General features: G+C 40.1%; 24 protein-coding genes. 18 read left to right on the top strand and 6 right to left on the bottom strand.

The features are described from left to right. The first annotated feature begins 426 nt into the window (after nt 1-426). The 7 genes from H7992_RS22000 to H7992_RS21970 all read left to right on the top strand — a co-directional run bounded on the left by H7992_RS22000 (nt 427) and on the right by H7992_RS21970 (nt 7,680). Nucleotides 427-2,442 carry a Na+/H+ antiporter gene (locus tag H7992_RS22000; RefSeq protein WP_187046038.1) on the top strand — a complete coding sequence of 672 codons (2,016 nt, stop codon included), beginning with the start codon at nt 427-429 and terminating at the stop codon, nt 2,440-2,442. Nucleotides 2,443-2,857: 415 nt separating this feature from the next. Next, entirely contained in the window at nt 2,858-3,676 is an 819-nt protein-coding gene (locus H7992_RS21995) for a transporter substrate-binding domain-containing protein (protein WP_082786746.1), read from the top strand. A gap of 31 nt (nt 3,677-3,707) precedes the next feature. Beyond that, complete coding sequence (locus H7992_RS21990) at nt 3,708-4,373, top strand: amino acid ABC transporter permease (protein ID WP_187046037.1); 666 nt, start codon at nt 3,708-3,710, stop codon at nt 4,371-4,373. A gap of 30 nt (nt 4,374-4,403) precedes the next feature. Further along, nucleotides 4,404-5,132, top strand: a complete 729-nt coding sequence (locus tag H7992_RS21985) for an amino acid ABC transporter ATP-binding protein (RefSeq protein WP_067213323.1) — start codon at nt 4,404-4,406, stop codon at nt 5,130-5,132. A gap of 149 nt (nt 5,133-5,281) precedes the next feature. Continuing rightward, nucleotides 5,282-5,800: a sigma-70 family RNA polymerase sigma factor gene (locus tag H7992_RS21980; protein WP_187046036.1), complete on the top strand. Its 519-nt coding sequence runs from the start codon at nt 5,282-5,284 to the stop codon at nt 5,798-5,800. Then, the gene (locus tag H7992_RS21975) at nt 5,793-7,103 is read left to right on the top strand and encodes a DUF4179 domain-containing protein (RefSeq protein ID WP_187046035.1); all 1,311 of its coding nucleotides are present in this window, start codon (nt 5,793-5,795) and stop codon (nt 7,101-7,103) included. The genes H7992_RS21980 and H7992_RS21975 overlap by 8 nt, the downstream gene beginning before the upstream one ends. A 91-nt stretch (nt 7,104-7,194) precedes the next feature. Then, complete coding sequence (locus H7992_RS21970; RefSeq protein WP_187046034.1) at nt 7,195-7,680, top strand: amidase domain-containing protein; 486 nt, start codon at nt 7,195-7,197, stop codon at nt 7,678-7,680. 94 nt (nt 7,681-7,774) lie between these two features. Here the strand turns inward: H7992_RS21970 and H7992_RS21965 are convergent, their stop codons facing one another. Further along, nucleotides 7,775-8,620 carry a DegV family protein gene (locus H7992_RS21965; RefSeq protein ID WP_187046033.1) on the bottom strand — a complete coding sequence of 282 codons (846 nt, stop codon included), beginning with the start codon at nt 8,618-8,620 and terminating at the stop codon, nt 7,775-7,777. A gap of 167 nt (nt 8,621-8,787) precedes the next feature. Here H7992_RS21965 and H7992_RS21960 point away from each other — a divergent pair, with 167 nt between their 5' ends. Continuing rightward, nucleotides 8,788-9,375, top strand: a complete 588-nt coding sequence (locus H7992_RS21960) for a nitroreductase family protein (protein ID WP_067213314.1) — start codon at nt 8,788-8,790, stop codon at nt 9,373-9,375. Between the two features lie 289 nt (nt 9,376-9,664). Here H7992_RS21960 and H7992_RS21955 read toward each other — a convergent pair whose 3' ends face one another. Together H7992_RS21955 and H7992_RS21950 are read right to left on the bottom strand one after the other, a co-directional pair. Further along, nucleotides 9,665-11,062, bottom strand: a complete 1,398-nt coding sequence (locus H7992_RS21955) for a dipeptidase (protein WP_187046032.1) — start codon at nt 11,060-11,062, stop codon at nt 9,665-9,667. 134 nt (nt 11,063-11,196) lie between these two features. Continuing rightward, on the bottom strand, nt 11,197-12,387 hold the full coding sequence (locus H7992_RS21950; protein ID WP_187046031.1) for a tyrosine-type recombinase/integrase: 1,191 nt from the start codon (nt 12,385-12,387) through the stop codon (nt 11,197-11,199). Between the two features lie 236 nt (nt 12,388-12,623). On the opposite strand from H7992_RS21950, the gene H7992_RS21945 reads away from it, so the two are divergent. Beyond that, the gene (locus H7992_RS21945) at nt 12,624-12,803 is read left to right on the top strand and encodes a hypothetical protein (RefSeq protein ID WP_187046030.1); all 180 of its coding nucleotides are present in this window, start codon (nt 12,624-12,626) and stop codon (nt 12,801-12,803) included. On the opposite strand, the gene H7992_RS21940 is transcribed toward H7992_RS21945, so the two are convergent. The 3 genes from H7992_RS21940 to H7992_RS21930 form a co-directional block, all read right to left on the bottom strand. Further along, nucleotides 12,797-13,696, bottom strand: a complete 900-nt coding sequence (locus tag H7992_RS21940; protein WP_187046029.1) for a hypothetical protein — start codon at nt 13,694-13,696, stop codon at nt 12,797-12,799. The genes H7992_RS21945 and H7992_RS21940 overlap by 7 nt on opposite strands. 108 nt (nt 13,697-13,804) lie before the next feature. Continuing rightward, complete coding sequence (locus tag H7992_RS21935) at nt 13,805-14,293, bottom strand: ImmA/IrrE family metallo-endopeptidase (protein WP_187046028.1); 489 nt, start codon at nt 14,291-14,293, stop codon at nt 13,805-13,807. 126 nt (nt 14,294-14,419) lie between these two features. Further along, on the bottom strand, nt 14,420-14,845 hold the full coding sequence (locus H7992_RS21930; protein ID WP_187046027.1) for a helix-turn-helix domain-containing protein: 426 nt from the start codon (nt 14,843-14,845) through the stop codon (nt 14,420-14,422). 163 nt (nt 14,846-15,008) lie between these two features. Here H7992_RS21930 and H7992_RS21925 point away from each other — a divergent pair, with 163 nt between their 5' ends. From H7992_RS21925 to H7992_RS21885, 9 genes are all read left to right on the top strand, one after another. Next, entirely contained in the window at nt 15,009-15,248 is a 240-nt protein-coding gene (locus tag H7992_RS21925) for a helix-turn-helix transcriptional regulator (protein WP_187046026.1), read from the top strand. A gap of 147 nt (nt 15,249-15,395) precedes the next feature. Next, a complete protein-coding gene (locus H7992_RS21920; protein WP_187048038.1) occupies nt 15,396-15,668 on the top strand; it encodes a hypothetical protein in 273 nt (90 codons plus the stop codon). A gap of 71 nt (nt 15,669-15,739) precedes the next feature. Continuing rightward, nucleotides 15,740-16,408, top strand: a complete 669-nt coding sequence (locus tag H7992_RS21915) for a Rha family transcriptional regulator (protein WP_187046025.1) — start codon at nt 15,740-15,742, stop codon at nt 16,406-16,408. Between the two features lie 182 nt (nt 16,409-16,590). After that, nucleotides 16,591-16,884 carry a helix-turn-helix domain-containing protein gene (locus H7992_RS21910; RefSeq protein WP_187046024.1) on the top strand — a complete coding sequence of 98 codons (294 nt, stop codon included), beginning with the start codon at nt 16,591-16,593 and terminating at the stop codon, nt 16,882-16,884. Between the two features lie 175 nt (nt 16,885-17,059). Next, a complete protein-coding gene (locus tag H7992_RS21905) occupies nt 17,060-17,266 on the top strand; it encodes a hypothetical protein (RefSeq protein WP_187046023.1) in 207 nt (68 codons plus the stop codon). A 417-nt stretch (nt 17,267-17,683) separates the two neighbouring features. Continuing rightward, complete coding sequence (locus H7992_RS21900) at nt 17,684-17,935, top strand: YqaI family protein (RefSeq protein WP_187046022.1); 252 nt, start codon at nt 17,684-17,686, stop codon at nt 17,933-17,935. A 101-nt stretch (nt 17,936-18,036) separates the two neighbouring features. Beyond that, on the top strand, nt 18,037-19,044 hold the full coding sequence (locus tag H7992_RS21895; protein WP_187046021.1) for a hypothetical protein: 1,008 nt from the start codon (nt 18,037-18,039) through the stop codon (nt 19,042-19,044). Further along, nucleotides 19,044-21,200 carry an AAA family ATPase gene (locus H7992_RS21890; protein ID WP_187046020.1) on the top strand — a complete coding sequence of 719 codons (2,157 nt, stop codon included), beginning with the start codon at nt 19,044-19,046 and terminating at the stop codon, nt 21,198-21,200. Before H7992_RS21895 ends, H7992_RS21890 begins: the two co-directional genes overlap by 1 nt. Then, a complete protein-coding gene (locus H7992_RS21885) occupies nt 21,181-22,992 on the top strand; it encodes an ATP-dependent helicase (RefSeq protein WP_187046019.1) in 1,812 nt (603 codons plus the stop codon). The genes H7992_RS21890 and H7992_RS21885 overlap by 20 nt, the downstream gene beginning before the upstream one ends. Nucleotides 22,993-23,000 lie beyond the last annotated feature (8 nt).

The raw sequence follows: 23,000 nt of genomic DNA, 5'->3' as shown, positions 1-23,000 counted from the left end.
GCTGGCAGTGTGAAGGTCAGGGGTTCGAGCCCCCTATGCTCCATATAGGTTTAGAAGGGTGTCCAGTATAACTGGGCCCTTTTTTTGTTCGAAAATAGTCTTTCGTGCTGCGAGTAGTAAAATGGGAATCCATACATAATTAATCCAACGATAAATACTGTTAGCTCCAAATCTTGTTCTGTGAGAACGAGGTTAGGAGCTAACAGTATTTTTAAAATTCATGATAAAATAAAAATAAACGCACGATTATATCATATTTGCTAACTTTATATATTGAACCACGTCTGTTGATTATCCACTTTCTTACATGAGCTATCTGTAAGAAAAGCATACAGCCTACACTTGTACATTTTCGGCGCGTTTTGGACGAAATAATCACTTTGTTCTTGATTATTGGAACAGAAAAAGTGAAGAGGAGAAAAACGGATGGAATTATTAACGATTATCTTAATGTTGCTAGTCTTATTGCTTGTTACAAACGTTATTGGGAATTACGTGACACTATTACCAACTGCATTAATCCAAATTATTGTGGGGCTTATTTTTGCATTAGCTGTTAAAGATTTTACAATTGAAGTGGAGACAGAATGGTTTCTTCTACTGTTTATAGCACCACTTTTATACAATGAAGGCGCTCATTTTCCGCGAGAGGAATTATGGAAAATGCGTGCGTCAATTTTTGGGAATGCTATTATTTTAGTACTTCTAACTACGATACTTGGTGGAATATTTGTCCATTGGATGATTCCAGCAATTCCTTTAGCAGCTGCATTTGCGCTCGCAGCAATTCTATCACCGACGGATCCAGTTGCTGTAAATGGCATTGCGAAACGTATTCAAATTCCAACTCATATTATGAATTTAGTGCGTGGGGAATCTTTAATCAATGATGCTTCAGGACTTGTTGCATTTAATTATGCTGTTTTAGCGGTGGTAACCGGTTATTTTTCAGTTCAAAAGGCTACAGGAGACTTCTTATATATGTTTATCGTTGGGGCATTGCTTGGTATCGGGCTTGGACTTTCGATTAATTTGCTTCGCTACGTTCTACGTAGAGGGGGATTTGTCGACGTAGTATTCCATTCGCTATTACAAGTTTTAACGCCATTTATTATTTTCTTTATAGCAGAGGAAATGTTCCATGCATCAGGTGTTATAGCGGTTGTAGCAGCGGGGATTATCCATGCGCTTGTAAGAGAGCGTACAGAAAACTTTAGAGCGCAGGAGCAAGTGTTGACGGATAACCTGTGGTCAATTATCGCATTTGTATTAAACGGTTTAATTTTCTTACTGTTAGGTTTAACACTCCCATCTGCAATGCGTTCATTACTGGAAAATGAACAGATGAGTAATTGGCTGTTGTTAGGGTATGTTCTTGCATTAGGTTTCGTCGTACTCGGTATACGATTTTTGTGGTCGCACACCATTAATCATTTCGATTATTACATTTTGAAAAATGTGACAGAAAAACCATCTCTGAAAACAAGTCTAATTACGAGTTTGGTAGGTGTCCGTGGAACGATTACAATGGTCGGTGTGCTATCGATTCCATTTTTTACATCAACGAACGATTTGTTCCCAGAGCGTTCACTTATTATCTTTTTGGCGGCAGGCGTTATTCTATTGACACTTATTATGGCAACAATATTTCTACCTATCCTAAGTAAGGGGGAAGCGAGCACGCATACGACCAGTTCAGATTTAACGAATGAAAAGCAGCGTATGATCATGGGAGCTATTCAGAAAATCAATTCGGAAAAAACAGAAGAGAATGCTTCGATTGTCTATGAATTATTAAACGACTATACACTCATGTTGCATATGTTGCGGTCGAAAAATAAAAACGAAGAAGAGCTACGAGAATATAACGAGCAGCTGAAGATGGAAAGATTGCATTCTTTAATGTTGGAGCGTCAATATACGGAGGAATATATGAGTGTGCACCAAGTGAAGATGGTTACGTTAAAAAGTATCGAAAAGTCGGTTTCGATTCGTGAAAAGGCGGCAACAAGCGGTGCGAATCACTTTATCCGTCAGCGGTTCTATCAAGTACTGAGAGATTGGAAACGCGGGCGCTTAAGTGACCGAGAATTAGAGCAGGTTCAGGAAATGGAAGATGCGGTGCAAATATTTACGTTTGAGAAAGTACTAGCGGGTTTGGAAGAACGAGCTTCTATTAGTGAACAACCAGAAGTTCTACACAATATGATTTATTATTATAAACGCCTTCTGAATAAAAAGGAATTGCCCCATAAAGTAGAGATGGATCAATCCATTTTAGACGAACAAAAGGAGATTCTATGTTTGAATGCTATTGAAGTGCAGAGAAAAGAGATTTCAGAAATGTTCAAGGACGGTGCAATCAGCACGGTAGAAGCAAAAGAGCTTCGACGTTTTGTAAACTATATGGAAAGTGTAGTTTTATACGAATATGTCGAATAATGTTAGCCGAAGAGTGGTCGTTCAGAATATCCGGATATTACTTCAGGGGATTATTGAAGAGCGTTCATAAGCTGAACTTCACGCTATTAGTATGAAGGTCAGGGGTTCATATATCACTACACTTCATAGGATTACGAAAGCGTTCGGTTTATCCGAACGCTTTTTGTTGAATTAAAGGAGTAAATATACATTAATATAAGTATTAATTAATAGAGTAGTGCTATATAACTTAGTCCCTTACAGATAAAGCTTGTAGTCTTGCATATTTTAACAAATACATTAATTTATTGTATATAAATGGTTAGAATAATTTAATTATTCTTGTAGACAGATTAATAGCGTTACTTTATACTTTACATAATTCATCAGAATGGGTGAATGTTATTTACATAATACTAAAGGGGGATGAAAAACAATGAAAAAGTGGTTAACAGCGACATTAATGATTGCAGTTCTACTTGTTGCAGGGTGTAGTAAAGATGCTGGGGGCGTCACTACAGAAAACTCGACTCTGCAAAACGTGGCGAAAAACAAGAAGCTAGTAATTGGGATGTCGCCAGGGTACTTCCCGTTTGACATGAAAGATCCAAATGGTGATTTTGTAGGCTATGACGTTGATACTGCAAATGCTATTGGTGAATGGTTAAAAGTAGATGTGGAGTATAAACAATTCACATTTGACGGGCTTGTTCCGGCACTTCAAACGGGAGAAATCGACATGATTCTTGCAGGTATGACAATCCGAGGAGACCGAGCACTTGTTGTCAGTTTTTCCAACCCATATTATAAAACTGGCCAAGCACTTATGGTTCCTGCCAAAGATACTTCGACGAAGTCTTGGGAAGAACTTGATGTGAAAGGGAAAAAAATTGCAGTTGGTATTGGAACAACTGGGGCACTCTTAGCGAAAGATCTTTTCAAAAATGCTGAAATAATGGATTTTGAAGAATTCCCATCTGCTGCAACAGCAATGGCGCAAGGGCAAGCAGATGCTGTTCTTTATGACGAACCTGCCATCGCTGTATGGAAACTTCGCAATGGCGATCAAGTCAGAGCTGTCGAAGGCCTAATTTCTTCAGAAAATTTAGGAATTGCAGTAAAGAAAAATGACATTGAAACAATTTTGTGGCTTAACTCATTTTTAGCGAACTATATTGATAGCCCAGCTGAATTGGCTTCAAGAAATAAGTGGTTTGAAACAAGCGATTGGTTGAATGAAGTCGTAGAAGAATAACCACTTCTTCAATTTCAGAGGGGGAAATTAAATGGGCGGCTATAATTATGACTGGAGTATTATAACAAACAATATGGATATATTTATTGATGGAGCGTTGAAAACGTTGGAAATTTCAGCGATAGCGCTTCTGATTGCTATACCCATAGGAATCATTTTTGGACTAGGACGTATTTCAAGAAACAAATTCTTTCGACTTATTTCCTCTATCTATGTGGAAGTGATGCGCGGTGTACCATTACTTGTTCTTCTATTTTGGATATTTTTTGTACTTGGTCAATTCGTTAGACTTGGATCTTATTGGTCTGCCATTTTAGGCCTTGCTATTTTTTCGGGGGCGTTTATCGCAGAAATTGTTCGTTCGGGAATTCAAGCAGTACCAAAAGGACAAATGGAGGCTGCGCGTTCATCAGGCATGTCCCACACGAATGCAATGCGATATATCGTTTTACCACAAGCGTTTCGACGAGTGTTACCTCCTTTGGCATCACAGTTTATCATTTTAGTTAAAGACTCTTCTCTTGTGTCTGTTATTGCAGCGACGGATTTAACGTTGAATGCAAAAAATCTTGTCGCAACATCGTTCCGCTCGCTAGAAGTATGGACATTTGTCGCGATAGTTTATTTAATTATGACGTTCAGTATGTCGATGATTATACGATATTTTGAGAAACGACTTTTATCGCGCGAGAACTGAGTGTAAGCTTGTTATGAAGGAGTGTTTTTTATGATTACCATTAAAAATGTTAATAAATCCTTTGGTGCTCATCAAGTACTAACGGATATATCACTTGAAGTACCGAAATCCAATGTAATCGCACTTATTGGACCGAGTGGTGCCGGGAAATCAACGCTCATTCGGACATTGAATGCGCTAGAACCTATTGATAATGGCGAAATCATTGTGGATGGCGTTTCTATTCACGATAAAAAAACGAATATTAACAAAGCGCGCATTAATATCGGATTTGTATTTCAGAATTTCAACTTGTATCCATTTTTGACAGCGCTTCAAAACGTGACAATAGCACTCTTGAAGGTAAAAGGGATGAATAAAGAGGCAGCGGACAAGAAAGGGAAAGAATTGCTTATCTCTTTAGGCCTTGGCGACAAATTCGATGCATATCCTGGTCGGCTTTCTGGTGGACAACAGCAACGTGTAGCTATTGCACGGTCGCTCGCCATGGATCCACAAGTAATGCTATTCGACGAACCGACATCCGCACTCGATCCGGAAATGGTGACAGAAGTGCTTGATGCGATTCGTAAATTGGCACACGATGGCATGACGATGGTCGTCGTTACACATGAAATGGGCTTCGCCAAAGAAATTTGCGACGAAATTGTCTTTATGGCGGAGGGGAAAATTGTAGAAAAGGCTCCACCATCAAAATTCTTTACGAACCCAGACTCCGAACGCGCGAAGAATTTCTTATCCAAAGTACTGAACCACTAATTTTTTTGTGCTTCAACTTTATTGGATAGTTAAAAGGCGTCAAACTCATGCAATTAACTTGCATAAGTTTGGCGCTTTTTTTAATATAAATGAACTTTTTCCATCTTTGTGTGTCTAATGAGTAGGAACGGTGGAAATGGGGTGGCATTGTGAATGAAGTTGACCTTACTAAACGAGCGATTAAACGCGATGAGCAAGCATTTTTGGAAATCATCCATCTATATAAAGAACCGCTTTATCGAACGGCTATTGCTTTCTTGAAAAATGAGCATGACTCCGTTGAAGCGCTACAGGAAGTGACGGTTCGCGCGTATAAAAAAATTCACACTATGAAAGAACCGAGGTATGTAAAAACGTGGCTAATACGGATTATGATGAACTATTGTCAGGATCAGTTGAGGAAGAAAAAACAAAATGTTCAAAGCGATAAATTAGATGAATTTGGAAGTGAAATGGATTATACATATCTTGAAATTGAGGAGGCAATTGCAACATTATCAGAGGTCGAGCAACGATTAATTCACCTCATGTATTTTCAAGATATCAAGATTAAGGATATTGCCGTAATTGAAAGTATTCCTGAAGGGACCGTCAAGTCTAGGCTTCATAAAACATTGCGGACATTACGAAGTTTTCTTTCTGAAAAAGGGGATGTGGACCATGTTTGAAAACGAAGAAAAGCAATTGCGGGAAGTTAGGTCGAAATTAGAAGAATTTCCAATTCCAAATGATCAGTTGAATGACGCGATTCAGAGTGGATTCTTAATTGCCAATTTAGAGTGGCGGGCGAAACGCCAAAAACGTCGAAAATCACTTTGGACGGTTGCTATCGCTGCAGTATTTTTACTCGCATTCATAACGTCCATCCGGGTGTCACCGGCCTTTGCGAATGCGATCGCTTCGATTCCTGGAATGGGAAAACTTGTAGAATACATTCAATACGACAAAGGGTTACAGGCGATTATGGACAACGATTATTATCAGACTGTCCATGCCAGTCAGATGAAGGATGGTTTAACGCTTACCATCAACGGCGTCATACTGGATGAAAGTGGAATCGTCATTACTTATACACTTGAAGCGCCTTATTCCATCGAAGTACTCGATTATAAAAAAATCGAACTTTATCATAATGGCAAGGTAGTTCCACCTGGCACAGTATCATACAATAATCCAAATCAACGGCATGAAAATAGAAAAGAAGACATAATAGAAGTATTATTCTTAGCAAAACAATCCTTTGATACGCAGGACTTTGTACTGGAACTTCAATTGGATAATGAAAAGGAAACGGCTTTTTCCCTTCCTTTTACGCTGCCGAAAGAAGTGAAGAAAGGAAAAGTTTTTTCGCTCGACAAAGTGGTCGAAGTTGAAGGTCAAAAAATGACGATTCAAGAGATTACAATCTATCCATTACGTGTGGAAGTGAAAGTGTTTTTTGATGAACCGAACTCCATGAAGATATTGAACTTTATGGATATGCGGATTGAAGATGAAAAAGGGGAAGTGTGGAGTAGCATTCAAAATGGTACGACTGGACTTGGTTTTAGTGACAATGAGCAAACTTTCTATTTGCAGAGCAATTACTTTGAACAACCTAATAAGCTATATTTTAAATTTAATAAGATGCAGGCATTGCCGAAAGACGAGTCCTATCTTCTTGTTGATCTTCAAAAACAGGAGGTCATCATGCAACCTTCTGATGGGAAAATTGAAGTGACAAAAATGACTCAGAACACGATAGAAGCAAGATTCCCGCTAGCAGAAGAATTTGGCTACTTCTTGTTTTTTACAGCTGAAAATGGGGATGGGCAAAAGGTTGAGTCTAATAGTTCAAGTAGTTGGAGAGATGAAGAATATCAATATTCATCGATCAATTTCACAAAGAATTATAATGAAAGTCTATTAAAAGTATACTTTCAAGCGTATCCGAACTACATCAATGGAGATATTTCCGTGGAGCTTAAATGAACTTTTTAGATGAAATAAAGGCGCTACAATTTGTCAGAAAGGCATTCCTACTTTGTTCTATTCATACGATGGAATAAGGAGGGGTTTGATCATGTACAACAGGGAAGCGGCTGTTCGCTATGCAAACCAGTGGTGGAATGGCCGCAATCCGGCATTTCCATCATTCGATGTAGATTGTACTAATTTCATTTCACAATGTTTGCTTGCGGGGGGAGCACCAATGCATGGTTACCCGAATCGCGAAAGAGGCTGGTGGCTGCGTGGAGGAACGTGGAGTTTCAGTTGGTCGACGTCGCATTCGTTGCGTTGGTATTTAGCGGGTTCGAAAAAAGGATTAACTGCAACACAAGTTTCATCAGCTGAAGAATTAGGGCTAGGGGATGTCATTGTCTACGATTTTGAAGGTGATGGCAGATTCGATCATTCGACCATCGTCACCGCAAAAGATGGCTCAGCACCACTCGTTAATGCACATACGTTCGACGCACAGCATCGTTTCTGGGCATACAAAGATTCATATATGTTTTCGCCAAATGCAAAGTACATCTTTTTTAAAATTAATGACCAGTTTTCATGATGACTATAGTTGCGAATGTAATCGTAAAAAAGCAGTCCGTCAACTTAAGACGGACTGCTTTTTTTACTGTCTAGACTCTAGCGCTTTTGTTTGTTCAGTCAAACCATAGAACAGCGAGCGTTCCCTCGCCGGCATGAACCGCAAGGACGGAGCTAATATCTCCAATATTCACTTCGAGATCAGGTATTTGTTCCGTGATGAGAGTTTTCAAATGCTCTGCCTGTTCTAAGACATTGCCTTGCATTAAATGAATTTTCGTTCGGCCTGGATGGTGGCCAGCGACTACTTTGTCGACCAAGTATTGAAGTGCTTTTTTCTCGGAACGCACTTTGTCTACTGGTTGTAATTCACCTTCGGGCGTAATGTGGACAATTGGTTTTACTTTCAACAAGCTCCCAATGAAAAATTGTGCAGCGCTCATTCTGCCGCCTTTGTACAATTGTTCAAGCTGTCCCATTAGGATATAGTTATGCATTGTGCCAGCCATTTTCTTAAGCTGCGCTTCAATTTCTGGAACAGTTGCACCTTCGTCTTGCATTTCTATGCCCCGTTCGATTAATCCTGTGACCCCATAGGATAAGGAAAGTGAATCGATGAATGTAACAGGGAATCCCGAAATTTCTGAGCCTGCTATAGAAGAAGCAAGTGTCCCACTCATTTTACCGGACACATGAACAGCAATTGCTTGCTCGTACTGTTCCGCAATAACCTTGTAACGTTCAGCAAATGCGCCCGCAGAAGGTTGTGATGATTTTGGGAATTCTTTAGCGTTCTTGATTTTCTCGTAAAGTTGCTGAGGATTCAAGTCTACACCATCAACAAATTGTTTTTCACCGAAATGTATATTTAAAGGTACTGAAAAGAAGTCTGGGTGTTGACGAAGTTCCTCTGAAATGTATGCTGTGCTGTCTACAATCCACGCAATTGGCTTTTTTATCATGATTAAAATCATCCTTTATCACTATAATATACGCTACTATTACTATACCATGAAAAGTAATAAGAACATATTTAGAAAACACTAAATATGTCGAAATTTAGGCAGCTTCGCTAAAAATCAATGGTTAAGGTATAATAGAAGAAGTATGTGTAAAGGGGAAATGAGTTATGAATGAGCAAGCTTTATCTGTCAGAGATGCGATTATTACGCGTCGTTCAATAAAGAACTTTAACGGTCAGCCGGTTGATCCGGAAAATATTGCCGAAATACTTGAAGATGCGGCATGGGCACCAAATCATGGCAATCGAAATCCGTGGCGCTTTGTTGTAGCTGCTGATAAGGGATATGTGAAATTCCTCGATATTTTACGTGAATATGGTGTGCCGAAATGGAAAGAACTTTCGGAAGAAGAGCTTGAGAAACAAATGAAGAAATTCACAGGACCGGGTGCAGTTGCATTTGTTATTGTCCCTGAGGACCCTCGTCAGAAAGAACGTCTAGAAGATTATGCAGCGGCAAGCATGTTTGTTCAGAACACCATGCTGCTCGCATGGGATAAAGGAATCGGAACATGCTGGAAAACACCAGGCTTCCTGGATAACCCGAAATTCAGAGAAGAACTTGGCGTTAAACCAGGTGAACGTATTATCAGTATGCTTCAATTTGGTTATTATGACGAAAGACCAAAGGCTCGACCACGTAAACCGCTTGAAGAATTTGTCACGTATTACGGTGAGGAAATCGAAGAAGCATAATGGTATTGAAGTAATTTTTGCTCGGATTGCATTTGATAATGCGATTCGGGCTTTTTTGCAGTTCTATATCGGTGGTGTTGAGCGACCCGTGCGTTGTTAAGTTGCATTTAGGCGTTGTTAACTTTATTTAAAGTGTTGTCTAGTTCTTCAAAAGCGTTGTTTAGTGACCCGTGCGTTGTTAAGTTAGACAGAAGCGTTGTTAAGTTGCATTTAGGCGTTGTTAACTTAATTGAAAGTGTTGTTAAGTTCTAAAAAACCGGACCCTCACAAGAAGGATCCGGCACACGTATCACTTTTTCAATTCATCTTTCTCAAAGCCTGCAATTTCATAATAATAATCGCCGATGACACGTAGTCCTTGGTCGAAGTTTTCCAAATGGAAGTGTTCGTTCGGTGCGTGGAAGTTTTCTGACGCCAGTCCGAAGCCCATCAAGACGACGGGTAATTCTAGTATTTCATCAAATGCTGCAACGATTGGAATTGATCCGCCACCACGTGTATAGGCAGTTGGAACATTGTAAACTTTTTCGTACGAACGTCCTGCAGCTTGGATTGCAGGATGATCGAACGGTGTGATGAACGGTTTCCCTTTATCGAATTCGGTGACTGTTACAGTTACGCCTACTGGTTTATGTTTTTCGATATGCGCTTTCAATTTCTCAATGATTTCGTCTGGATCTTGGTCAGGAACTAAACGGCATGTAATTTTCGCGCCTGCTTCAGCTGGCAGTACGGTTTTAATGCCTTCGCCTGAAAATCCGCCAAATACGCCGTTCACTTCAAGCGTAGGACGAGTCCATGTACGCTCAAGGTGTGAATATCCTTTTTCTCCGAACAGTTCTGTCACGCCAATTTCTTCTTTCAGTTCATCTTCATTGAAGCCAAGTGCTTGGTAGGCTTCGCGCTCTTCATCCAATAGAGGACGGACATTGTCGTAAAACCCTTCAATTGCAATCGTTCCTTCTTTGTCACGGAACGAGGCGAGAACTTCTGCAAGCGCATGAATCGGGTTTTGGACGCCTCCACCATATAAGCCGGAGTGAAGATCGCTTTTCGCACCTTGCACGTCGATTTGTACGCCGCACAGACCTCGAAGTCCGTAGCAAACTGCAGGTTGTCCAGGTCCTTGCATGCCTGTATCAGAAATGACGATGACGTCAGCCGCGAGCTTGTCTTTGTTGGCCTCAATGTATTTTTCGAGATTTGGACTGCCAATCTCTTCTTCACCTTCAATGATGAACTTCACATTGACTGGTAAACCGCCTGTCTTTTGCATAAGTGCTTCAACGGCTTTCACATGCATGAATACTTGTCCTTTATCATCACTGGCGCCGCGTGCATATAATTTGTTATCGCGGACTTCGGGTTCGAATGGTCCTGTTTCCCATAAATTCAGCGGGTCAACCGGCTGGACGTCGTAATGACCATAGACTAGAATTGTCGGTTTTCCTTCTGCGTGGAGCCAATCGCCGTAAACAACAGGCTGTCCGTCTGTTTCGTCGATTGAAAGGTTTTCAAGTCCTGCTTCTTTGAATGAATTCAGCAACCACTCAGCAGCCTGTTGCATATCGTTTTTATGTTCGGATAATGCACTAATACTTGGAATACGGAGGAAGTCTTTTAATTGTCCAAGATGTTCGTCCCGTTGTTCTTTAAAATACTCGTCAAGCGTCTCTAAATGATTCAACACAATCCCTCATTTCAAATAATTTCGTGAATAGAAATAGTAGTATTTCATAAACACGGTAAGCCATGCGGTTAAAGGGTTTGTGGGGCGTAATTTTAAAACTGCCCCCAAATATACCCCCAAAACGCCTGTTTTTAGAGGTTTACAGCATCATCAAATGACGATACAGACTCTACTTCTATTTCCTCGATGACATGACCATAAACGTTATTAATCATCTGTATACTATTTCCTAAACGCTTGGCAATTACTGCGACAGGTAATCGCGGTTCGCTTTGCGTTAATAATATTGTAGCATGCGTGTGACGCATTCCGTGCGGAGTAATACGTTTGATATTTGATTTCTTGGCCAAGAAATTAAATGACTTGTTGAGACAGTCATCGCTAATAGGTTTAGCGTCATGATTAGAGATGAAGATGAAATCGTCATCTAATAACTTTTTCCCGTTTGAGAACTTAGCCTCTATACACCATTTGCGGTAGACTTTAAGTTGTTCAACCAGTAAATTGCTGATATTAATGGTTCTATAGCTGTTTTTAGTTTTCGGTTTCCTAGTACCATCTCGATCCCTCGTCCGTTCCACAGTTAACTTCATGCTATCGAAATCAACATCTCCCCACCGTAAACCATTCGCTTCACCTTTTCGTAAACCGGTATAAGCAAGCAGCATCATGGCGGTGTGATTCGTTATGGTTGTATTGCTTTTCGAAAAAACAAGGAACTCTTTTAATTCCGCTGCAGTAAGGTAATTCTCATTAACCTTTTCTTCCTCTTTACCAGCTATCTTAATTCTACTGAAGCGATTGCGCGGAATAATTTCATTGTCAACAGCGGCGTTGATAGCGATTCTGAAAATGTTGTGAAAGTTTTCGACACTCGAAGTCTCATAACTTTTCACTAGTTCATTAATATAGTTGGTAATGTAAGTGGACCTATCCAACTTAGCTAGTTTGTATTTCCCGACAAGCGGCTTTATTTGATCTTTGATAATACCTTTGCGTCTAATTTGCGTAGATATGGCCCAATGCCGTTCGTTTTCATTGAACCAAATATCAACCCACTCAGAAATTGTTAAATTAGAGTTATCAACACGTTTAGTGTTTCCGTTGATAAGTTCAGTTTTCACTTTCAGTAACTCTCTGATCGCGATGTTTTCTGATGCTAGGCCTTGCTTTGGTTTTTCTCGACGTTTGCCGAATGTGTCGTAATAGCGATGCCTGAAACCCCACAACTTTTCTCCTTTGGCATTCAGATGCCAAAACACTTCTGGCTCTTTGCTGGTGAAATTCTTCTTTGGCTTCTTTGATTTATTTTTAACATTCATCTTATTTATCTCCCTTTAGCGTCGGCAGGCGCACGGCGGGGGATAGGTAATGTGCATCACCTCCTATACTGTTACGAATATATGTTCTTCCATGTGTTAAAAGAAAAGCCCTGAAAAAGGGCAGGGGAGTACTACGCTACATTGCGTAAATTTTCTTACTTTTCACGTGTAAAACTATTCGAATAAGACTATACTATATATTAAGACCTACTATAAAAAACAGGGGAGTTAATTATATGGAATTCACAGAAAAACAAATAACCGTTCACTTCACAGTGTCAGAAATTGAATTGTTAATTTCCCATTTAGACGGTTTAATATATTCATTAGGTTTTGATCAAGATGAAAATTTAATTAAATTATATGACGAATTCGTAGACTTGATTAATTTCAAAAATAAGGATTACCTTCAGTAAAATTCCTGAATCAAATATTTAATTATTTTAAAACCTTCTTCGGCATGCCCAGCCATAGCTATCCCAGAATTAGAATGCGCAGCTCCGTTTCGAGTATTGTTAAAATTCATTATTTCTCGTCGTTTGCGATCTTCTAATAATGAGTTATCGACTAATACTTTTAAACAGTCCTTGATATAAGGTCCTTTGGTTTGAGAAGAGAGTCCTTCTTTCTTTAAAATCAGCACAAGGATGTTTTCAAGTGCCACTCCAGCAACCGCTGTTGCAGCCAAGTACAAACCTTGTCTATACGCCTCGATGGCTTCGCCAATTTCGTATTCGAAGTGATCATCACCAACCTTTAAAACAAATTGTTCAAGATCAAATAATGCGAATCGTTCCTCTTTCTCCTTCTTCAATACATCGCCGTGTTGCTTAGCCAACATTCGACCTTTTAATTTTCCCATTTCAGCTAAATCAGAAGGATCTTCCGAAGCTTCCATTGTAGATTGCTCTATAAAGCCATAACTAATTTCTTGTTTAACTAATGGTTGATCATCTCTATCTAACATTGATTGCATCTTTGCATTTCTGACTTCCTGTGAAGCATGATGAAATGCTTTATAATCGCCGTAATTATCAAATTGTAGAGTTCGCCACTTGATGCCATCTGACTTATCCTCATATATGTAGAATATGATTTCACTGTTCCTAAATATAGTTATCCATTGGAGCTTTTTCATATAAGGAAAATGTGATGGAAATTCTTCATACCTTTGTTCCAAGTGTGTATTCACATATTCCCGGTAAGAATAGATGAAATTTAACCAAAACTCTTTTGTCGCTTCTCTAAAGGGTTCTGCATCTACCTTTTGCAATACAAAATCATCACCAATTTGGTTAGGTCTTAGCATCTACATCAAACCCTCCTATATCTTCTATCTCGCCAACATAACTCAACGAACATTCCGTAAACTCTTCAGATGTGTAACCCCTTCAAGCACACAGTACATGCTAGCAATTTACTCAAACCATTTAAACGTCCCTAACATACCCCAATGCGACACGAACGCATCAACCTTGCGATTAAATATCAATTCCAGCCGATACTGTGCAAATTCTTCTGTGACAAGGAAGTAATCAGCAATATCAGATATGACAACAGCTTCATCATAAGCAGCTTCATAAACAGAATTGATAAATCTAGCAGGCATTAATAGATAGGCAGACATCTTTTTTGCTTGTTTTTCAAGCTTGGACAAACTGTGTTTATCTATTGATAACTGTGATGCACCGTGCGAGTATAAGTGACAGAACTCTTCTGCTAAAAGCAATTTCTTTTCGATATGGCCGAGATTCTCTTTTATGTAAATGGTCCCTCGCCTAGCCTTTGAACTAGGAACAGAAAAAGATTTTAGGTGACTAACAGATTCATAGTCTACAAATTGCTCGACGAAATGGGCGTCTAGTGGCAGAATAGTGATGCCGTAGCGCCAACATAGGTCAGGCATGTGAATATCATCCGGGAACGCGTAGTGAAAGTGGGAGAGGACTTTTTCGGCTCGTTCTTCCCAGTAGTCTGTACAGGTACGCAATTGTCGTAGTTGCAAGTAATCACAGCCTTTAGTTTCCTTAATTTAATCTTCTAATTCTCCGAATCCATCCCCGTGCTCCGTAGTATCATCTTCCAAGAACATCTTCTTCATCTTATAAAGCTTGATTAACTCTTTCACTTTTGCTTCTGGATCCGTAGCAAGGTCATGAAACATGATTGGGTGTTTTTTAAGTTCGTTGAAAACCATTAATTCTTCTATAGATAGATTGATTTCTTGGCCTGCAACAGTGACGGTTTTAGTCGGTTCAGCTATATCAGAGTTGTCAAGAAGGTAGTCTGTTGTAACTCCGAAGTAGTTAGCGATTAATTTAAGCGTTTCGTAATCAGGCTGACGACTTCCTTGCTCGTAATTAGCAAGTTTACCTCGCGAAAAACCAAGTCGGTCAGCTAATTCATATTGACTAATGCCCTTCATGTTCCTGAGTTCGGCTAGTCTTTTACCTAACATAAATAACACCCTCTTTATTTAGAACTAACTCCATTATAGGAAACAAATAGTTTCCATTCTACAATTGAAACGAAATGTTTCTAAAAGAGTTGACGGAAACGAACTGTTTCTGTATAGTGATGATTATAAGGAAACGAATTGTTTCTGAAAGGAGGTTTTGACATTGAATAACGAACGTATCCGCTTGACGGAACTCCGAGGAGAAAGGTCCAGGAGAACAATTGCGGAAACGCTAGACATAACTCCGCAAATGCTCGGCGCGATAGAGAGAGGAGACAGGACACCATCCCTAGCACTCGCGAAGAAAATATCTGATTTGTATAAAGTTTCGATAGATGAAATTTTTTTTACTCTAAATAGAAACGATGTGTGTCTGGGTGGGGGGGCGAAAGAAGTCGGTTAAAAATAATCACCTCACACCCAGCAATGAAAGTTCGAACGAGCGGAGTACGCCACGATCCTTCACTAGAAGGGGATCGACAGCGATAACCAACGCTAAGACTTCGAACTTTGATTGGTGGGTGTGAAGGAATAGAAGGGAGGGAGCCAGATGGTGATGGCTCAAGTCAGCGTTGAATTCGACCGAGAACATGCGAAGAAACAATTCCAAGAAAAGTTGGATGCAACTCACCGAGATTTCTTAATCACGTGGGACGTAGAAGAAATGTGTAAACGGTTGTGTGTGGGTAAAACGTTTCTAGAAGAAAACATTTTAAGGGACTCACGGATGCGGGTGCATCTTCGTCAAAAGCCGAACAGCAAACGACTTTGGCTTTATGAACCGAGCGTGAAAGTCATTAAAGAAATCATGAGTGAATGGTAGATAAAAAATAAACGCGTTGGCAGGCGCACTGTACAGGGTTCCACAAATCATCTATATAGGAGGAATGTTGGGTGAACAATTTAAAAGTAGTCTCTATTAACGGTCAACTAGTTACAGATAGTCGGGAAGTCGCGAGGATGGTAGACCGCGAGCATAACGCATTAATGAAGAGCATTAGGAGTTATGTTGAATATTTAGGTCAGGGCGGTTTCGCCCACACTGAATTCTTCATTGAATCCGAATACGAAGATATGCAAATGAAGAAAAGACCTAGCTTCCTAATAACTAAAAAAGGTTGCGACATGGTAGCCAATAAAATGACTGGTGAAAAAGGCGTACTATTTACTGCTGCATATGTTACTAGGTTTGAAGAGTTGGAGAAAGTAGCAAATGCACCAAAGGTATTGAGTTCATCGGAGCAATTGAGGGCATCGATGAGATTAAGTCTTGAAACATCAGAGGATGTCGAAATCCTTAAAGAAGATGTAGCAGAGTTGAAAGATAAAGTGGAAAATCAAATCACTTTGGATCACGGAGAACAGCGCGGTTTACAAAGAGCAGTTGCACGAAAGGTTTACGAGCTTGAAAAGCATCAACAACTACGGCCGAAGCTTTTCAGAGAATTGTACCGCGAAATTAAAGATCGGTTCGGCGTTGCTTCATATAAAGATGTAAAGCGCCAAGATCTCCAAGCAGCAATCGGATATGTAAACGCTTGGATACCTAGAAGAGTGGCATAAAGCGAAGAGGGGCGGGCAAGCCCCTTAGTTCCGAAGGGTGTAAATCGAGGTTGCAAGGAGGGGTATCCTGCAATGTTGGTGAGTTCCTTCATTAACTATATTACTAGATTGAAATTGGAAATACTGTTCAAATCATGAACATGTTCAGAATTTGAACATTCGAGGGTAGGTGGAAAAGTGTTATGAATTTTGGAATGGCGCTGAAAGCGACACGGAAAGCGGTTAAGTTAACGCAAGAACAAATGTCTCCATTAGTTCAAATTTCAAGGAGCACGATATCGAAGTTAGAAAGAGGTGAGATGTCGTTGCAATCAGACGACTTAATGAGGTGGTTGCATGTCGTGACATCTCGATTACAAGTACAGAATACCACGCCAATAGAGATGGGTGTGGTGTTGGTAAACGGCGTGGACGTAGTAGCGCTTACTCAAACGTTAACTCAGTTCTTAGGCGGATTCATAAGTTTCTTATTCTAGGAGGTTCTACATGAAAAGCAAAATGCAGCAACTTCACGAAAAGTTGATAGCAAAAGGCATCGCAGTCCAACTAATCCCGAATTTTAGACACAAAAAAACGACTGACACTGGAATGTCAATCGGTAGCTGAAATAAAACTTGTACCGTAATTATACCACAAAAGGGAGCGAATAACATGGCGAACAAGCGAAATAGACAAAAGCAAATGAATTCATCTAAGACATTAGAAGGGTATGAAAAACGTCTGCTCAAAGAAATAAGGAAATGGGAAGATGTTATCAGTAATCCGAGAACGGCAGATATACAACGAGATGCAATGAATAGAGCAGATTTGTTGAGGGTCATACACATGGATATAAGGAAGTATTACTTTGATCTATAAACGACTGGAGCCTTGGCTCCTATCAAAGTGTCCAGGAGCCATTGAATAATTTCCTCCTAACGAGCTGGTTACTCGTCCCTGGACACCTTGATGGGATTCAACCATCTATTACAGAAAGGAGAATTAGAATGCTGACATTAGCGGAAAAAGGTCAAATTGTACTCTACTTCGCACCAGTTCTTGCGTTTGTACTCGGGACGATGTGGCAGTATGCAACATGGCAATTAGAACAGGGTGATAAGGAATGAAAAGATCACTCAGCAAGTATTGCGGTGAATGCCTTAAAGATTTTCAACCCGGCGAAATTGTTTACTTCACTTGGTTAGAAAATCATTCGTTCTGCGGCAATTGCAAACGAAAATTGGTTCTAATCAATGATTGGGAAACAAGGCAGATACCGAAGCGAGGTGAGGAGTAATGGATCATCCAGACATCTTAAGCACAATGCAATTCGGTTATCCAACAAACGATTACTTGGAACACGAACTTGATTACAACAGCGTCAATCATCCGGTAATCGAAGGTCATCCAAATGAAGATATATTCGGTTCTGAAATCAAGAACACTTCATCATACTTCATGGACGAAAAAGGACAAGCAGTCCACACCGAAAACATCCGGGACTATCTAACAGAAGTGGTCGGGGTTGTATTCTACGAAGCAAAATAAAAAACCCGCTGTTTGAGCAGCGAGTCAAGTGTGGTCCCTATGAAAATCGATTACTAACATTGTACATAGGGACCGCAAAAAACACAAGGGAGGCAACAATCATGTCGAACGAATTACAGGTAAACCAGCAAGCATACGAACAAGCATTACAAACGATTGCTAACTTAAGAAAACAACAAGCAGTGGACTTAGGTGATGGCAAAGTATTCGTTAAAAAAGTAAACGGTGGTCAAATCCAAAGTGTAAAAGGGACGATTACCCTGAATGAAAAGAACGGTGAAATTGCAACAATTCAAGGTAAGACAATGACGACAGCTAAAGGTTTTAACACATTGAATCAGATTGCCGGATTGTCGATTATCACTCCAGATAAGTTAACTTTGCCGGATGGTCAAATCGTTGTTAATCCATATCCGATGATTGATCCGGAATCGGGAACAATTGCGAAGGTTTGGGTCAAAAAAATAGCGATTGGTTACAGCCCGATTGGCAACCTAGTTATAACAAGCGCCACACTCCTTTATGACATCAAGATGTATTTCATTCAAGACTTATCCAAAAAGGTTGGATACAGCAGAGAAGCCGGCAGAGTATGCATGGAACAAATGCTAACGGAAGACGAAAAAACAAACAGCATCTTTCTGAAAATTGACGGTTTCCTTGGAATAGCTGCAAACATCCAACACAAAGATGTATTAAAAGCGATTGACACCTTCATTAATAAAAAACAGTTCGCTGAACGTAATGCGCAATCCATTTGTGAACGTTTGGTAATGAGTAAGCACCCAGCACTTGCTAGTGCGGCGTACGTTACGAAACAAGGCGAGATCGCAAGGGTTCCAGTTGTCGGCTACGTGCACGATTTTAATCGTGAAGAACTACTTGATATTGCTGATAAGGCTGAACGCGGTGAAGAGATTGAGGTTGGCAATCAGAAAGTAGAGATTATCGAGGCGGTTGTTGAAGCGACAGCAGAAGATATCGCCACCGATACAGATGACGAGGAAGTCGCTCAAACTTATGGAACCGAAAATCCCTTAGTTTCAGAATTTGTAGAACGAACAGAACCCTCGGCTAACCTATTCAACCAAGAAGGAGGTCGATTCTAATGATTACAGAAATTCAGATGGAAAATATCAAGGGGCAAAGCACAACTCAGTCCCTTACAGGTAAGAACATCTTCATTGGTCGTAATGGATCCGGTAAAACAACTCGGATTCAAGCGCTCGGACTTGCGATGCAAGGGTCCATTCCAGGGCGAGGGAAAACAACGGCTGAAACAATCAAATTCGCCACAGATGAAAGTATGACGGTCGGACTTAAAACAACCGACTTTGAGTTTACCCGTAATTTTACAAGAGACGAAAAATCGAACGGGAAAACCGGTGAAACGAAGATCAGCATTAAAGAGACTCTGAATGTCTCTCCTGGTAAAGGAGAACGTACGGCAACGGAAAAGAAAGCGCGAATACAAGATGAAATAGGGAATTTCCCTGTAGCGCTTGATTTCAACGAATTTCTTTCTTTATCTGATGCAAAGCGTAGGGATTTCATTTACTCCTTGTCTCCAATAGATAGCGACTCTTGGGATAAAGAGAAATTGTCTCATTATCTACAGGGAAGAATGCTTACAACTGAATTAGAAAAAAACAACAAAGAACAATTTGAAATTACGAAACAACTCATTGGAGATGCGCTTGCTGAGTACCGTGACAAGCAAGATATACACGATGGATTGATTTCGATGATTGATTGGGTGGCGAAAGAATCAACGTTCTGGAAACGTAAACAGGCAGACTCACAGGGCACGGTTCGACAAATGGCTGACATGAAAAATGAGTTAGCTGAAACGGATCGCAACATTGCGGAAACGAAAAAAGAATTAGAAGAACTTCAACAAAACCTGATTGAAATTGAGAAGAAAGTTGCTGCTGACACTGAAAAGAAACGAACAATCGACAACCGGTTAAATCGCATCGATGAATTGAAAGCGGAAATAAAACTTGTAAACGAAACGGAAATCGACATAGATAACACAGTACTGGATAAGGACCTTGCAGGATTGATTGCTTCAATGCCTTTGCTGTTTGACTTGGAAAGCAAATTGTTACCGTTCAATAATGCGATTTATAAACTAACTGAGCAAGCGAATGAGCAGCGACAAGCCTTACACAAAGTGCAAGAAGAAATGATGAATGTTCGGGCAAACGTCCAAACGCTTGATGGCACTTTGAAGAAAGTCGGGGAATTAGCAGGAGTTTGTGTCATTAGTCAAATGATTTCTTGTAATAAAGATTTCACTGGATTCGATGATTACGTTGCAGAAAAGAAAGCACAAGCTGAACAGGCGTTAATGGAATTGACGATTCAACATGATGAATTAAAAAAGCGTGCAGGAGCATTAGAGGTCCTCATGACCTTACAAGAAGATGGTAAAAAAGAAGTATTCTCGGCAGCGCAAGAAATCCAAGCTAAACGTGAAGTGTTATCTCAACAGATAAAAATGAAAGAAACGGAAATACAAAAAAAGGAATCTCTAAAAGAACGTAAAGAAGGCAAATTGTCATTACTGGATACGGAATTACAGAAATTGGTACACGAAAAAACTGAACCAATTGGCGATATTAGCATCATGGAAAAACAAGCAATCGGAACAAGAGCAAGAATTGAAGAATTAAAAGTGCAGGTTGATGAAAAGGATAAATCAAAACAGACACTCGTTCTAATGAATGAAAACGTATTACAAAACCATGAAGCAGAGTATAAATCAAACGCGTTGAAAGTACTTAATGAATCGCTTGGCGCTAAAGGCGTACAGGGTGAATTGGTCAAAGAAATTTTGGAGCCGATTCGTTCACAGATTGAAGAGAATTTAAAATTAATGGAATTCGAACAAGTGCCTTACTTCCAAACTGAAAGCGATACAGGAAAAGAATTGTTTGAATTCGGCTGGGTGAACGAACGCGGTCACGAAGTGAATTTTGACGCCCTTTCAACCGGACAACAGACAGTATTCTTGGCAGCCATGATGATGACAATTATCGATAGAGCACAACCGAAATTACGGATCCTCGTCATGGACAATTTAAATCACTTAGATAAGCAAAACTTCCAATTGCTCATATACGGGTTGGACAAACTATCCGACAAAGTAGACAACATCATTTTGGCAGGGGCATTAGAGTACGACTTTACTGCTGACGGTTGGCAAGTGGATGATTTATCAGCAACGGGGGTCGATCAAGATGCAAGCAAAATTGCTTGAAGGATTGAACGCCAAACAACACCAAGCTGTTATTTCCACAAGCGAAACAATCCTTTGTCTTGCAGGAGCAGGTAGCGGAAAAACGACTGTACTAACCACGAGAATTGCGCACCTCTTTGACAATCGTGTAGGGACTAGCGACATGCTAGCCCTCACGTTTACTAGATTAGCAGGCAAAGAAATGAAGGAACGCGTTATTCGGCTCATTGGAGAACGTGAAGGGAAGAAATTGTTTTGCAATACCTTTCATGCATTCGCAGTTCACGTGTTGAAAGATTGGGGCCATTTGATAGGCATCGATAAAAACTTCACAATTTACGACCAAGAAGACCGTAAATCCGTACTGGAAGCAATCATCAAAGAGTTAGGCAGCAAAGCAACAATTACTAAAACTACTAAAGCATACGAAGATAACGACGGAAGCGATTATGAAATTACTAAAATTCTTAAGGAATACAAATACCGGTTGCGCCAAAATAATGCGCTTGATCTGGATAAATTAATTTCAGTAGTTAATGAACTTTGGAGCGAACATCCGGAAGCACTTAATTACTACAAGCAAATGTACTCTCATGTGTTTGTAGATGAGTTCCAGGACAGCAGTGATGACCAAATGGACATGTTCCGACTGTTAGCGCCTAAAAATCTATTCGTAGTAGGAGACGACTTCCAAGCAATCTACGGATGGCGTGGTGCGAAAGTGGAATACATTCTCGATTTCCCGAATGAATATCCAAATTGCGAAGTTGTGAAACTCGAAGATAATTATCGCTCAACAAAAGAAATCGTTGCAGCGGCAAATAATCTGATTTCGCACAATGTGAATCAGTCTGAGAAAACATTGATTGCTCATAAAGAAGGTCCACAGGTCACCATTTCAACAACTGGAGACGAACGGATGGAATATGAACAAGTGCTAGACAAAATTAGAAATTTATACGAGTCAGGTACACCATACAAGGGCATTGCGGTGCTTTCTAGAACGAACATGCAGCTTAAGAGGATGCAGGAGCAATTAGAACAAAACGGCATCCCAAATATCGCTCTTGGGCGCAATGACATCATGAGAAATAGGGATATGCTTTTCATCGTTTCTTGGTTGCAAGTCATCGTAAATAACAAGGATGGTAGAGCGTTCAATCGTGCATTGAGTTATCCAGAACCTTTCTTAAGTGAAAGGGAACAGCAGGTTCTGCGTCTCGAAGCTTTAAAGCAAGACAAGTCGGAGTTGGCCATGTTCCAACAGATGGATTTCAGACAGTCGAAACGATTCTTTGAGTTAGGTTCGAAGATCTCCGAAAAACATTCAATGGGTGCTAGTGTCGCGGCTCTAATTCTCTACACAGCAGAAGTGCTTGGAGTTATTCAAGACTACAAAGAAAAAGGTCTTGAAAACAGAATTGAAGCCCTAGAAAACGGGACAAAGTATATTGAAGCGTGGCAAAAAACAAAGGAAACATTAGGTGAAGATAACAGCCTTTCCACATTCTTGAAATGGCTTAAATACCGTGATATTCAAGAAAAATTAATCGATGAAAAAGATGCAGTTAAATTGATGACGATGCACGGGAGTAAGGGGCTTGAATTCGACGTTGTTTTCCTAGTAGGGCTAGTAGAGGGGACATTCCCTTCCAAACGCGGTGACATTGAAGAGGAGAGGCGCTTAGCTTATGTCGGGGTTACGAGAGCGAAAAAGCAGTTGTTCCTATCTCACTCTTTAATGAAGCAAGAGTGGAATGGTTCATTGATTGAAGTAGAAAAAAGCAGGTTTTTGGATGAAATAAAGAACTGAAATCTAGG

Origin of the sequence: Sporosarcina sp. resist (assembly GCF_014302295.1) — a bacterium.
Taxonomy (GTDB): domain Bacteria; phylum Bacillota; class Bacilli; order Bacillales_A; family Planococcaceae; genus Sporosarcina; species Sporosarcina psychrophila.
Note: the sequence above shows the minus strand (reverse complement) of the source record. Positions and strands in the feature narration are given on the sequence as shown.

Coding starts and splice junctions, on each gene's coding strand:
- H7992_RS21950 (WP_187046031.1), bottom strand. CDS start 12,387: ATGAATGTTAAAAATAAATCAAAGAAGCCAAAGAAGAATTTCACCAGC.
- H7992_RS21890 (WP_187046020.1), top strand. CDS start 19,044: ATGATTACAGAAATTCAGATGGAAAATATCAAGGGGCAAAGCACAACT.
- H7992_RS22000 (WP_187046038.1), top strand. CDS start 427: ATGGAATTATTAACGATTATCTTAATGTTGCTAGTCTTATTGCTTGTT.
- H7992_RS21975 (WP_187046035.1), top strand. CDS start 5,793: ATGTTTGAAAACGAAGAAAAGCAATTGCGGGAAGTTAGGTCGAAATTA.
- H7992_RS21910 (WP_187046024.1), top strand. CDS start 16,591: ATGAATTTTGGAATGGCGCTGAAAGCGACACGGAAAGCGGTTAAGTTA.
- H7992_RS21970 (WP_187046034.1), top strand. CDS start 7,195: ATGTACAACAGGGAAGCGGCTGTTCGCTATGCAAACCAGTGGTGGAAT.
- H7992_RS21885 (WP_187046019.1), top strand. CDS start 21,181: ATGCAAGCAAAATTGCTTGAAGGATTGAACGCCAAACAACACCAAGCT.
- H7992_RS21990 (WP_187046037.1), top strand. CDS start 3,708: ATGGGCGGCTATAATTATGACTGGAGTATTATAACAAACAATATGGAT.
- H7992_RS21940 (WP_187046029.1), bottom strand. CDS start 13,696: ATGCTAAGACCTAACCAAATTGGTGATGATTTTGTATTGCAAAAGGTA.
- H7992_RS21930 (WP_187046027.1), bottom strand. CDS start 14,845: ATGTTAGGTAAAAGACTAGCCGAACTCAGGAACATGAAGGGCATTAGT.
- H7992_RS21900 (WP_187046022.1), top strand. CDS start 17,684: ATGGATCATCCAGACATCTTAAGCACAATGCAATTCGGTTATCCAACA.
- H7992_RS21965 (WP_187046033.1), bottom strand. CDS start 8,620: ATGATAAAAAAGCCAATTGCGTGGATTGTAGACAGCACAGCATACATT.
- H7992_RS21895 (WP_187046021.1), top strand. CDS start 18,037: ATGTCGAACGAATTACAGGTAAACCAGCAAGCATACGAACAAGCATTA.
- H7992_RS21960 (WP_067213314.1), top strand. CDS start 8,788: ATGAATGAGCAAGCTTTATCTGTCAGAGATGCGATTATTACGCGTCGT.
- H7992_RS21985 (WP_067213323.1), top strand. CDS start 4,404: ATGATTACCATTAAAAATGTTAATAAATCCTTTGGTGCTCATCAAGTA.
- H7992_RS21995 (WP_082786746.1), top strand. CDS start 2,858: ATGAAAAAGTGGTTAACAGCGACATTAATGATTGCAGTTCTACTTGTT.
- H7992_RS21935 (WP_187046028.1), bottom strand. CDS start 14,293: ATGCCTGACCTATGTTGGCGCTACGGCATCACTATTCTGCCACTAGAC.
- H7992_RS21945 (WP_187046030.1), top strand. CDS start 12,624: ATGGAATTCACAGAAAAACAAATAACCGTTCACTTCACAGTGTCAGAA.
- H7992_RS21905 (WP_187046023.1), top strand. CDS start 17,060: ATGGCGAACAAGCGAAATAGACAAAAGCAAATGAATTCATCTAAGACA.
- H7992_RS21920 (WP_187048038.1), top strand. CDS start 15,396: ATGGTGATGGCTCAAGTCAGCGTTGAATTCGACCGAGAACATGCGAAG.